The sequence below is a fragment of the Herbaspirillum chlorophenolicum genome (genome assembly GCF_001189955.1).
In the GTDB taxonomy this organism is placed as follows: Bacteria; Pseudomonadota; Gammaproteobacteria; order Burkholderiales; family Burkholderiaceae_D; genus Herbaspirillum; species Herbaspirillum chlorophenolicum.
Map to the genome: position 1 here is coordinate 125,019 of NZ_LFLT01000006.1, position 12,621 is coordinate 137,639.

Genomic DNA, 12,621 nt, shown 5'->3' on the forward strand with positions numbered 1-12,621 from the left:
CCTTGCAGGGGCTCTCTTGCGCCTGCGTTTTGCGAGGGGAGGGGCAACCAACACGATGGGGAACAGCACCATGCAACAATCGAAACAGGAATTCATGCCGACCCGTGCGGCGCTGGCTGTCGCTGCGGCGCTGGCGATGATAGGGGGCGCGGCCCAGGCGCAATCGGCGTCGGCTTCGCAGGGACTCAAGGAAGTGGTCGTGACCGCCACCGGCTTCGAGCAGGAAGTGGTCGACGCGCCGGCCAGCATCACCGTGATCACGCAGGAGCAATTGAAGAAGAAGCAATTCCGCGACCTGACCGATGCGCTGTCCGATGTAGAAGGCGTGACCGTCACCGGCACCGCGACCGAGAAGGATATTTTCATCCGCGGCCTGCCCGGCGCCTATACGCTGATCCTGGTGGACGGCAAGCGTCAGAGCACGCGCGACGCGCGCACCAACGGCAATTCCGGTTTCGAGCAGTCCTACATTCCGCCGCTGGAAGCCATTGAGCGCATCGAAGTCGTGCGCGGCCCGATGTCTTCCCTGTATGGTTCCGACGCCATGGGCGGCGTGATCAACATCATCACCAGGAAGATCGCCGGCAAGTGGGGCGGCGCGGTGACTTTCGACACCACGCTGCAGCAGCATGGCGACTCCGGCGATTCCTACCAGGGACAGTTCTACGTGAACGGACCGATCGCTGCCGATGTGCTGGGCCTGCAACTGTGGGGCAAGGTCTACAAGCGCCAGGAAGACCGTATCCTCAACGGCAATACCAAGGCGCTGGATACCGATTTCACCGCGCGCCTGTCGCTCACGCCCAACAAGGATCACGACATCCTGCTGGAAGCCGGTACCACCCAGGTGCGCCGCGACGCGTCTTCCTACCATACGCTGGCCTCCACCGCGACGACAGCCGACAGCTATACCGAAAACCCGCGCGACCATTTCTCGTTGTCGCATACCGGCCGCTATGGCTGGGCGACATCGGACGTGACGTTCTCGTATGAAAAGGCGCAGCGCAAGAGCTACACCGAAAGCCCGGTCGGCAGCGACCGTTATACCCAGGCCGCACGTTCGCCCAAGATCGAGAATGCCGTACTGGACGGGAAGTTGAGCATACCGCTGGAATCGCATTGGATGGTGCTGGGCGGCCAATGGAGCGAAGGCAAGCTGACCGACCAGAACCCGGGCTTGCGTACCGGTATCAACCAGAGTTTCCGCATCACGCAGAAAGCCTTGTTCGTCGAGGATGAATGGAAGCTGTCAGATGCCTGGTCGCTTACCGGCGGCCTGCGGCTGGATAACCATGAAATCTACGGCAACCATTGGAGCCCGCGTCTCTACAGCGTATGGCATACCACCGACAATCTCACCGTCAAGGGCGGCATCTCGCGCGGTTTCCGTGCGCCGGATATCCGCACCATCGCACCGGGCTATGCCTACACCACCGGCGGCGCGGGATGCACCTATGGCCCCACCGGCACTTGCGGCGTGATCATCGGAGACCCCAACCTGAAGCCGGAAACCAGTACCAGTTATGAACTGGGCGCGCTGTGGGACAACAAGGCCGGGCTCTCCGGCGGCGCTACGCTGTTCTATACCGACTTCAAGGACAAGGTCAGCAACGCCCTGGTCTATAACGCCGACGGTTCGATCGCGCGCTGGTCGCAGGACTCCAACTACCGCCTCTGGTACAGCTACAACGTCGACCGCGCCACCATCAAGGGTGTGGAGTTGACCGGCCGCTGGCAAGCCACCAGCCGCCTGGCGTTGAAGTCCAACTATACCTATACCGATTCGCGCCAGAAGGGCGGCAACTATGACGGTTATGCACTGGCGCGCACGCCCAGGCACATGTTCAACATCCGCGCCGACTGGGCGCAATCGGATGCCTGGAGACTGTGGGCCGCGTTCAATTACCACGGCAAGGAAGTCAACGCCGCAGCGCGCGTGGGGACCGCCGGCACCACCATCTCGTCGTCCGGCGTGAAGGAGTACAAGGCGTATGCGCTGGCCGATATCGGCACTACTTATGACATCGGCAAGCTCACCAGCGTGGCCGCGGCGATCTACAACATCACCGACAAGCGCCTGGACGAGCAAAGCTTCAACACCGTCGGCGATGGCCGTCGCCTGTGGGTGAGTTTGACCCAGCGTTTCTGACGGCGTTTGCCTGATGTCCTGGCGCTGCCTGCGTGGCGCCGGGTCTTCTCCCTGTCACCGATGGATTTCCTGTGACCGATATCCTGCATTCGCGCCGCCGCCTGCTGGCAGCGCCCTTGTTATATGCATTCCTTCCCGGCATGACCAGGGCTCAGCCCGACTTGTCGAGGAAGCTTGGCCCGACCATCGCCGACACCGGTTCTGCCTTCTATCGTTTCGAACGCTTCGATCTGCGTTCGTACGATGGTGAACGCAGCTACCGCGTGATGGTCGGCATTCCCCGTCGTGCCGCGCCGGCATCGGGTTATCCGGCGATCTTCCTGCTCGACGGCAACGCCGCGATGGCATCCACCGACGAGCGGCAGTTGCAGGCGCTGGATGCGGCCCAGCCGCCGGTGATCGTCGCCATCGGCTACGACACCGAGCTGCGCTTCGACGTCAAGGCGCGCGCCTACGACTACACCCCGCCATTTCCGCCGGGGCAGGCCGATGAAGAGGCCGCGCGCGGCCGCAAAGGCGGCGGGGCGGACATATTCCTCGACCTGCTCGAACGGCAGGTCATGCCGCGCGTGCGTGCCATGGCGCCGCTCGACAGCGGCAGGCTGGCCTTGTGGGGGCACTCCTACGGCGGGCTGTTCGTGCTGCATGCGCTGTTTTCCCGCGGGAGCTTGTTCAGCAATTACATTGCCGCCAGTCCCTCGCTATGGTGGCAGCGCGGGGTGATCCTGGAGGAGGAAAAGAACTTCGCGCATGCCACGGTAGCGCCCGGCACCCGCCTGTGGGTGATGGTGGGGGATGCAGAGACGCGCGAACGCAAGGTGGCGTTGCAGGGCGATGTCCAGGCTGATGCGAAGGCGCAATCCATGATGGCATCGCGCGCCGGGATGCCACCCCGGACCTTGCCGGACATGATTGCCCGCCTCAAGGGGCACAGCGGACTGGCGGTCTCCTTGCGCAGTTTCCCCGGCATGGCGCATGGGCCGATGTTGCCTGCGTCGCTGGAGCCGGCCTTGCGCATTGCCGCCGGGTTGCCACCCTAGGAAATGGAGCTTTGTATCGCTATGTATCGCAAAGTAAAAGAGCGGCCGCGGTTGTGTTATTCGTGGGTAGCGAAGTTATAATTGAGAATTATTATTATTTAAAAAGGGTGGCGGGGAGCCATCCCCGCGCTATGAAGGAAGCCAACGCAGCCAAGCAACTACCGGACCAGAAACGCCGCGCCTTCTGGCTCAAGCACTTGCACCAATGGCACTGGATCAGTTCCGGCATGTGCCTGGTGGCGATGCTGGCCTTCGCGGCGACCGGGTTGACGTTGAACCATGCGGCGCAGATCGAGGCCAAGCCTCAAGTCAGCCATCGCCATGCGCAACTGCCCGAGGCGCTGCTGGCGCCCTTGAGGCGGCAGGCTGAAGCCGCCGACAGCAAAGGCAGCAGCGCCAGGGACGAATTGCCGGCGCCGGTGCGCGACTGGATCGCGCAACAGCTGTCGGTGGCGGTGGGCGCACAGGCGGCGGAATGGTCGGCCGACGAGGTGTATGTCTCACTGCCGCGTCCGGGGGGCGATGCCTGGTTGAGGGTGGCGCTGGAGGACGGCAAGGTCGAATACGAAAAAACCGACCGCGGCTGGATTTCCTACCTCAACGATTTGCACAAGGGGCGCAATACCGGCACGGCATGGAGCTGGTTCATCGACATCTTCGCCGTGGCTTGCCTGGTGTTTTGCATCACCGGCCTGTTCCTGCTGCAGATGCATGCGGGCAAGCGTCCTGCCACCTGGCCGCTGGTTGTGCTTGGGTTGGTGGCGCCGCTGTTGCTGGCGATCCTGTTTATTCATTGAGTCCGGCGTGCAGCCGGGCTGGTTCCACCTGTTTTTTATCCGTCGTTTTCATCCGAATCCGTTAGCGAGGCCTGTCTTATGAAACACAAGCAAGATCCGGCAAGAAAATCCGCATTGCTCAAACCTACCGTCTTGGCATTGGCCATGGCAGCCCTGTTCACTTCGGCGGCTCCGGTCGGCGCGGCCGACATGAACCTGAAGATCGAGATTCCCACACTCAACGTGGCCGAGTACCACCGTCCTTACCTGGCGGCCTGGATCGAGCGCGCCGACCAGAGCGTGGCCGCCAACCTGGCAGTCTGGTACGACCTCAAGAAAAAGGACAAGGAAGGCGAGAAGTGGCTCAAGGATATCCGCCAATGGTGGCGCCGCAGCGGCCGCGAATTGCAGATGCCGGTGGATGGCGTCAGCGGCGCGACCCGTCCGGCCGGTGAACAGAAACTGAACTTCGGTTCCGGCAAGGGGCCGCTGGCCAGCCTGGCGCCGGGCGATTACGTGCTGATGGTGGAAGCCGCACGCGAAGTCGGCGGTCGCGAGCTGGTAAAGCTGCCGTTCCAGTGGCCGCCAAAATCGGCCGAAACCGCCAAGGCGCAAGGCAGCAGCGAACTGGGTGCCGTTTCGCTCGAATTGAAGCCCTGACACTGAAGCCCTGATTGCAGTCGCGATTCAGGTCGCATTTTCCATTTGCACAATCACAGAACCCAGACCAAGGAGCCAACATGAATTTTTCCCTCAAGCGCACCGTGCGCGCCTCGATGAAGGTCGCCGCTCTGGCGCTGGCGATCAGCCTGCCGCTGTCGGCCCACGCGCATCGCCAGTGGCTGTTGCCGTCGGCCACCGTGCTGTCGGGCAATGAAGCCTGGGTGACGGTGGATGCCGCCGTTTCCAACGACCTGTTCTACTTTGAACACTTCCCGTTGCGCCTGGATGGCCTGGTGGTGACCGGTCCTGAGGGCAAGCCGGTGCAGGCGGTCAATGCCGCTACCGGCAAATATCGCAGCACGTTCGATGTGCAGTTGAGCCAGCCGGGCACCTACAAGATCGCCGTGGTCAACAATGGCGTGTTCGCCAGCTACAAGGTAGACGGCCAGCAAAAGCGCTGGCGCGGTGCGGCTGACGCGTTGGCCAAGGAAATCCCGGCCAATGCGCAGGAGCTGAAAGTGACCCAGGTGAACGGCCGCGTGGAAACCTTCGTGACGGCGGGCAAGCCGACCAAGACCGCGCTGGCGATCACCGGCGCGGGCCTTGAACTGCAACCGATCACCCATCCGACCGATCTGGTGGCGGGCGACACCGCCAGCTTCCAGCTGATGCTGGATGGCAAGCCGGCTTCCAGCATTGAAGTGGAAGTGGTGCCGGGCGGTATCCGTTACCGCGACAAGCTGCAGGACACCAAGGTCAAGACCGATGGCGAGGGCAAGTTCAGCGTGAAGTGGGGCGGCCCGGGCATGTACTGGATGGAAGCCAGCGTGTCCGACCAGAAGACTACGCTGCCGCAAGCCGCACAGCGCCGTGCGAGCTACATCGCTACCGTGGAAGTGCTGCCCTGAGGCGCAGAAGCGCTGAAGCACTGACCGTTCCAGGCACCCGCATCGCGGGTGCCGTTTTTGTTTTCGGGGAGGCGTGCAGGCGTTTCCCCTCGCAGTGAGTTTGTCAGCCGATGTCCAACCGCGTATTGATTCCGCTTGACCTGGACGAACCGCCGGTATTGCCGCCGGGCGTCGTCGAACATCGCCTGTCCGGCGCCACCATGGGGACATCCTGGAGCGTGCAGGCGCTGGCGCCCAAGGGCGTGGCGCGTGAATCGATCGCCGCTGCCGTGCAGGCGCAACTGGACCGGGTGATCCGCGAGATGAGCACCTGGGAGGAGGATTCCAGCCTGTCGCGCTTCAACCGTGCGCCGGCAGGCAGTTGGCACAGTTTGCCGGACGCTTTCCATACCGTGCTTGATGCCGCATTGACGATGGCGGTCGACAGCGGCGGCGCTTTCGACCCGACTGTCGGGCCGCTGGTGAACCTGTGGGGTTTCGGGCCGGAGGGCGAGCGCGCTTCTTCGCTTTACGAAGTGCCGGCCGAGGACGCGCTGCAGGCTGCCCGCGCGCGATGTGGGTGGCGGCGCATCGGACTGGACCGTTCCACACGCAGCGCGCAGCAGCCGGGCGGGGTCTATCTGGATTTCTCCGGCATCGCCAAGGGGTATGCGGTCGATCTCGTGGCGCAGGCGTTGCGCGGGGCCGGTTGCGTGAGCTGGCTGGCGGAAGTGGGCGGCGAGCTTTCCGGCTTCGGGGTGAAGGCTGATGGCCAGCCCTGGTGGGTGGCGCTGGAACGGCCGCCGCAAGATACGGCGGCACAAGACCTGCTGGTGGCGCTGCACGGGCTGGCGATCGCTACCTCCGGCGATTACCGGCGCTATTTCGAACGCGATGGCCGGCGCTATGCGCATACCATCGATCCGCGCAGCGGCCGTCCGGTGCGGCATGACCTGGCTTCGGTCACGGTGCTGCATCCGCAGTGCATGGTGGCCGATGCGTTGGCGACGGCGCTCACCGTGCTCGGCATGGAAGAGGGCATGACTTTCGCGAGTGAGCGCAACATTGCGGCGCTGTTCATCGGCGGCGGCGCATCCGGTTTCAGCGAGAGCATGACGCCGGCTTTTGCCGCCATGCTGGATTGAGGGCGTGATGGGCAAGCTGATGGCGTCGACCTCCACCCAACTGATCGCTTCCTTCGCAGCGGCCGCGCTGGCCAGCTGGGGCGCTTGGCGTGCGCAGATGACTGACAGTGCGCAGGGCCGCTGGTTGTTGGCGGCGCTGATTGCGCTGGCGTATCTGGTGTTCTGCACGGTAACCGTATTGAAGTACAGGCGCGTGCAGCGCGAGCAGGAAAAATTGTGGGCGGCAGATGATGGCTGCACCGATTCAGGTGCTGCCGCAGGGACGGTATTGATCGCCTTCGCCAGCCAGACCGGTTTTGCCGAGCAACTGGCCTTGCAGTCTGCGCAAAGCCTGCGCAAGGGCGGCATGGCAGTGCGGATGTTGCCGCTGGGCCGGATCACCGAACAGGATTTTCAGGCGGCGCGCCAGGCGCTGTTCATCGCCAGCACTACCGGCGAGGGCGACGCGCCCGACGGCGCCTCAGGGTTCGCGCGCCGCATGGCCGAAGCGGCAGACGGGGCGTCGTTGGCAGGCCTGCAGTTTGGCGTGCTGGCGCTGGGCGACCGCGGCTATGCGCGCTATTGCGCCTTCGGCCATGCCCTGGAAGCGTGGCTGCGCCGACGCCATGCCCAGCCGCTGTTCGACACGGTCGAGGTCGACAATGGCGATGAAGGCGCGTTGCGTCATTGGCAGCACCAGCTCGGCGTGCTGTCCGGCCATACCGACGATGCAGACTGGAGCGCGCCCAGTTATAGCCGCTGGCGCCTGGCGCAGCGCCGCCTGTTGAATCCGGGCAGTGCGGGCGGCCCCGCGTTTCACTTGTCGCTGACGCCGCTGGACTTGCCGGCGCCGCAGTGGCAGGCCGGCGACATCGCCGAGATCGGCCCGCGCAACAGCGATGAGGCGGTGCGCCGTTTCATGTGGGCGCTATCGTTGAAAGGTGCGCCGCTGGCTCAGGCACTGGCAGGCAGGATGCTGCCGCAGGAAGCGGCGGCGATCGATGCCTTGCGCGGCCTGGCGCCGGAGCAAGTGCTGGCGCAACTGACGCCTTTGCCGCATCGGGAATATTCCATCGCCTCCTTGCCGGAAGATGGCGCGCTCGATCTGCTGGTGCGCCGCATGGCGCAGGCGGATGGCCGTCCCGGCATCGGTTCCGGCTGGCTGACCCTGCATGCGCTTGAAGGGCAGGAGATTGCGCTGCGTGTGCGCAACAACAGCAGTTTTCACACACCGCCCGACGCCAGCCCGCTGATCCTGATCGGCAATGGCACCGGCCTGGCCGGTTTGCGCGCCCACTTGCGTGCGCGGGCGGTCGCCGGGCATCGGCGCAACTGGCTGGTATTCGGCGAGCGTTCGCGCGCTACTGATTTCTTCCATCGCAGTGAGATTGAGGCATGGCAGGCGCAGGGGATGCTGGAACGTCTGGATCTGGCGTTCTCGCGCGACCAGGCCGAACGCATTTATGTGCAAGACAAGCTGCGCCAGTCGGCCGACCTGCTGCGCCAGTGGGTCGGGCAGGGAGCGTACATCTATGTGTGCGGCAGCCTGCAGGGGATGGCGTCGGGTGTCGCTTGCGCCTTGCAGGACATCCTCGGCGAAGAGGCGCTGATCGCGCTGGCCGAGCAAGGGCGCTACCGGCGCGACGTGTACTGAGGCTGGCCGCCGGCGCATCCAAGGTACGGTTTGCCTGATTTTCCGGCGGCTGTAGACCGGCAATCGGGACGATGCTGTGGAGTATTCTTTTTCGATGATTTGCGTTTTCTCCCCGTTGCGCGAGAAAATGGGGCGTTAAATCAAAGAGATAAGAACAAAATGAGCATATTCACCAGCTTTTTGCTGATCCTTCTTCTGGTCGTGATCAGCGCCTTTCTCTCCTGCGCCGAGATCTCCATTGCGGCTTCCCGCAAGATCCGCCTTGAGATGATGTCCAAGGATGGCGATGCCAATGCCGGCCGTGTGCTGGCGTTGCAGGCACAGCCGGGCAACTTCTTCACGGTGGTGCAGATCGGGCTCAACGCCGTCGCCATCCTGGGCGGCGTGATCGGGGAGCCGGCCTTGACGCCGCACATGCGCCTGATTGTCGAAGCGTTCTATCAAGGCCCCTGGGTGGAGAACATCAGCTTCGCCATGTCCTTCCTGGCGGTGACCGCCTTCTTCATCCTGTTTGCCGACCTGATGCCCAAGCGGCTGGCGATGGTCGCGCCGGAACGCGCGGCGGTCATGCTGGTCAAGCCGATGCTGCTGCTGGAAACCCTGTTCAGGCCGCTGGTATGGTTCTTCAATAACCTGTCGAAATGGATCTTCACGCTGTTCGGCTTGCCGCAGGTGCGCCAGGAGGTGATCACGCCCAATGAGATCCACGCGATGGTCGATGCCGGGGCCCAGGCCGGGGTGCTGCTCACGCAGGAACATCACCTGATCGAAAACGTGTTTGAGCTGGAGAGCCGTTACGTGCCGTCGGCCATGACGCAGCGCGAGAGTATCGTCTACTTCCTGTTGAACGACAGCGAAGAAACCATCCAGCAGAAAATCATCGACCATCCGCATTCGCGTTTCCTGGTGTGCGACGGCAACATCGATACCGTGCTCGGCTACATCGACAGCAAGGATGTATTGAAGCGCCTGCTCAAGGGCGAACGTTTCTCGCTGGCGGACAAGGGCCTGGTGCATAGCCCGCTGTCGATTCCCGACAGCCTGAACCTGTGGGAGGTGCTGGAGCGCATGAAGGCGATGGATGAGGATCTCGCCATCGTGGTCAATGAATACGCGCTGGTGGTGGGCATCATCAGCATTACCGATGTCACTAACGTGCTGATGGGCAACTTGCTGTCGATGCCGGAGGAGGAACAACAAATCGTGCGGCGCGACGAGAACTCGTGGCTGATGGATGGCTTGACGCCTTTGAACGATGTGATGAACGAGCTGGACATCGAAGAGTATCCGAACCCGGTCGGTTACGAGACGCTGGCCGGTTTCATCATGTACATGCTGCGCAAGATCCCGAAAAAAACCGACTTTGTGCTCTTTTCGGGTTTCAAGTTCGAGGCGGTCGATATCGAAGGAAACAAAATCAACCAGTTGCTGGTCACTCGCTTCAAACAAGAAAAGGGCGAACCGCAGACCAGCAAGGAAGCTGCCGGCGATCTCTGACCATCCGGTCGACACCAACATGACGGGGCGCGCGTGCCGCATTGCAGCGGCACGCCGGCGGGCGGGAAAGAACAGGAACCCGCATGGATATCCGCCGTCGCATTCTCTCTCTTCTTTCCATTATTTTTGCCGGGCGCTTGCCCGGCATGGGGCCGCGGGACAGGCCGGGCCGGCGTGCGGCATTGCGCCTGCTGTCCGTGCTGGCGTTGCCCGGGGCATGGCTGCAGCAGGCAACGTCCGCTCGGGCCGCCGGCAAGCCGCCCCTGATGCTGGCCAATACTTACCGCGAGGGCGTGCCGCTGGCCGATTTTTGGGTGAGCGAGAAATACGACGGTATCCGCGCCTATTGGGATGGCCGCAGATTGTTGACGCGCGGCGGTGAGGTGGTCCAGGCGCCCGGATGGTTTGTGCATGGCTGGCCGCAGCGTGCCATGGACGGCGAGTTGTGGCGTGGGCGCGGGCAGTTCGAACAGACCGTTTCCACGGTGCGCAGGCAGGTGCCGGATGAGCAGGGCTGGCGCGGCGTCAGTTTCATGGTGTTCGATCTGCCGCAGGAGCCGGGGACCTTCGATGAGCGGCTGCCCGCCTTGCAGGCGCTGGTCGGTGCGATATCCCAGGCTTGGGTCGTGGCGGTGCGCCAGCGCAAGGTGGCCAGCCATCAGGCCTTGCAGGGTTTGCTGGCGGAGGTGGAAAAACAGGGCGGTGAAGGCTTGGTGCTGCATCGCGGCGGCTCGTTCTACCAGGCCCAGCGCAATGACGACTTGCTCAAGTTCAAGTCGATGGAAGATGCCGACGCCAAGGTAGTCGCTTATCTGGCCGGAAAGGGAAAGTACGAGGGCATGGTCGGTGCGCTGACGGTGGAGACTGCGGATGGATTGCGCTTCAATATCGGCAGCGGCCTCACCGATGCGCAACGTCGCGCGCCGCCGTCGCTGGGCAGCATCGTTACCTATCGCTATCGGGGCCTGCATGCCAGCGGCAAGCCGCGCTTCGCGGTGCTGCTGCGGCAACGCGGAGATTGAGCCAGGTATGGCCTTTGCCATGCAGGCAATGTGCGTCCAATTTTTTTGAGAGTTTTCTTATATTCAAGGCAGGTCGTGCTGACGATACTGGGAACCGCCACCTGCTCGTGTGTTGGTTGCACTCTTGGGGGAGCCGGTGGCGGAAGTAACGTTGTAATGGAGTGGGGGCCCGCATCCGAAAGGATGCGGGCTTTTTTTATGCGCGAATCTTTGTGGTTGGCGTACGGCTTGCGTGCGGCTCAGCGCGGCGCCTTGCCGCTGTGGTTTTGTTCGGAGATTTGTGAGTTGAGCGTCCAGAAGTCGTACAGCACGCCCAGCAGGAACACGCCGCCGGTGAGCAGGTAGAGGATGCCGGTCAGCCACTTGCCGATATACATGCGGTGCACGCCAAAGATGCCGAGGAACGTCAGCAGCAGCCAGGCCACCGAATAATTGCTGTTGCCGCCGACGAAACGGCTGTCGGCCTCGCGGTCCATCGAGGGGATCAGGAACAGGTCGATGATCCAGCCGATGCCGAGCAGGCCGAGGGTGAAGAACCAGATCGTGCCGGTCACGGGTTTGCCGTAGTAGAAGCGGTGCGAACCTGTGAATCCGAAGATCCAGAGCAGGTAGCCTAGTGTTTTGCTATGGGTGTCGTTGGTCATCCGGGCTCCGTATGTAAGATGTGTGAGGTGTGTGATGCCTCTGATTTTTCGGGAGGGCGGTCATATTGTAGTCCACCCTCCCGGCGTCGCATCTTAGAACCTGTTCGATGTCCTACAGGATTTCCCTGCCTGCTTCCTTTTTCCGGTGAATATTCAGATACGGCTGGCCGGCAGCCTGCGCGTGCCGAACAGCGGCCTTTGCACGATTTGCGTCAGGAGCACGCCGATCAGGCTCACGCCGCCACCGATGGCGTGGTAGGCGTGCATGCTTTCATTGAGCCAGGCGATGGCGAACAGCGCGGTCAGCACGGGCAAGAGATTGATGAAGATGCTGCAGCGGCTGGGACCGAGCTTTTTGACGCCTTCTATCCACAGGAAGGACAGCAGGATCGACGAGCCGATGCCGGAGTAGCCGATCAGCGGCAGCGTGCGTGCATCGAGCGCCGCGGTGCCGGGTTCCAGCATCAGGAACTGCGGCAGCATGAACACCAGCGCGGCGATGGCCTGCATGTAGATCGCCTGCCAGGCCGGCACGTTCATCTTCCAGCGTTTGAGCAGCACACCGTACAAGGCATAAGACAGCGCCGCCAGCAGCATCAGCGCATCGCCGAGATGTACGCCGCCGCGCAGCGCCGCTGAGATGTCGCCCTGGCCGACCAGGTACAGCAGGCCGAGGAAGGACAGTGCGCCGCCGCCGGCCATGCCCAGCGTGACGGCTTCTCCGAGTATCACGACCGAGAGCAGGGCTGTCAGGAGCGGGATCAGCGCCGTCACGATGGCCATGTTGGTGGCCGTGGTGCTTTCGGCGGCACGGTAGGACAGGCTCTGGAAGACGGCCATCGCCAGCAGGCCGGACAGGGCGAGCTTCCACCAATGCCGGCGGATCAATGCGCGGTTGTTCCACAGCGGCTTAAGGACGAAGGGGCTCATCAGGACCAGCAGCAGGACCAGCCGGTAAAAGGTGATCGCCACCGGCGAAATGGCCGAGGCGGCCAGCTTGGAGACGATGACGTTGCCGGCCCAGAGCACGATGGCGAGGAAGGGGTAAAGATAGGAAGTCAGTGGCATGGCATGAACGTGGATGGGTGGATGGAAGGTCGGGCGGATGGAGGGATACCCTCCAGCGCCATGCCATCCTGCCCGGATTTATCTAGTCGTTCGCGTG

11 protein-coding genes are annotated in these 12,621 nt (G+C 63.0%); 9 read left to right on the top strand and 2 right to left on the bottom strand.

Annotated elements, in window-relative coordinates:
* The first annotated feature begins 70 nt into the window (after positions 1-70).
* From AKL28_RS06195 to AKL28_RS06235, 9 genes are all read left to right on the top strand, one after another.
* On the top strand, positions 71-2,149 hold the full coding sequence (locus AKL28_RS06195) for a TonB-dependent receptor domain-containing protein (RefSeq protein WP_082221390.1): 2,079 nt from the start codon (positions 71-73) through the stop codon (positions 2,147-2,149).
* A 71-nt stretch (positions 2,150-2,220) separates the two neighbouring features.
* Entirely contained in the window at positions 2,221-3,189 is a 969-nt protein-coding gene (locus tag AKL28_RS06200) for an alpha/beta hydrolase (RefSeq protein ID WP_050467212.1), read from the top strand.
* A 131-nt stretch (positions 3,190-3,320) separates the two neighbouring features.
* Positions 3,321-3,986, top strand: coding sequence for a PepSY-associated TM helix domain-containing protein (locus AKL28_RS06205; RefSeq protein ID WP_050467213.1), 666 nt, complete (start codon positions 3,321-3,323; stop codon positions 3,984-3,986).
* A 78-nt stretch (positions 3,987-4,064) separates the two neighbouring features.
* On the top strand, positions 4,065-4,625 hold the full coding sequence (locus tag AKL28_RS06210) for a DUF2271 domain-containing protein (RefSeq protein ID WP_050467214.1): 561 nt from the start codon (positions 4,065-4,067) through the stop codon (positions 4,623-4,625).
* Between the two features lie 80 nt (positions 4,626-4,705).
* Positions 4,706-5,536, top strand: a complete 831-nt coding sequence (locus AKL28_RS06215; RefSeq protein ID WP_050467215.1) for a DUF4198 domain-containing protein — start codon at positions 4,706-4,708, stop codon at positions 5,534-5,536.
* Positions 5,537-5,646: 110 nt separating this feature from the next.
* Entirely contained in the window at positions 5,647-6,660 is a 1,014-nt protein-coding gene (locus AKL28_RS06220; protein WP_050467216.1) for an FAD:protein FMN transferase, read from the top strand.
* Between the two features lie 7 nt (positions 6,661-6,667).
* Entirely contained in the window at positions 6,668-8,293 is a 1,626-nt protein-coding gene (locus tag AKL28_RS06225) for a sulfite reductase subunit alpha (RefSeq protein ID WP_414735689.1), read from the top strand.
* 159 nt (positions 8,294-8,452) lie between these two features.
* Positions 8,453-9,790, top strand: a complete 1,338-nt coding sequence (gene paeA / locus AKL28_RS06230) for a polyamine export protein PaeA (RefSeq protein ID WP_050467217.1) — start codon at positions 8,453-8,455, stop codon at positions 9,788-9,790.
* An 83-nt stretch (positions 9,791-9,873) separates the two neighbouring features.
* On the top strand, positions 9,874-10,812 hold the full coding sequence (locus AKL28_RS06235) for a DNA ligase (RefSeq protein ID WP_269432171.1): 939 nt from the start codon (positions 9,874-9,876) through the stop codon (positions 10,810-10,812).
* Positions 10,813-11,051: 239 nt separating this feature from the next.
* On the opposite strand, the gene AKL28_RS06240 is transcribed toward AKL28_RS06235, so the two are convergent.
* Together AKL28_RS06240 and AKL28_RS06245 are read right to left on the bottom strand one after the other, a co-directional pair.
* On the bottom strand, positions 11,052-11,456 hold the full coding sequence (locus AKL28_RS06240; RefSeq protein ID WP_050467219.1) for an NINE protein: 405 nt from the start codon (positions 11,454-11,456) through the stop codon (positions 11,052-11,054).
* Between the two features lie 153 nt (positions 11,457-11,609).
* Entirely contained in the window at positions 11,610-12,524 is a 915-nt protein-coding gene (locus tag AKL28_RS06245) for a DMT family transporter (protein ID WP_050467220.1), read from the bottom strand.
* Positions 12,525-12,621: the final 97 nt, after the last annotated feature.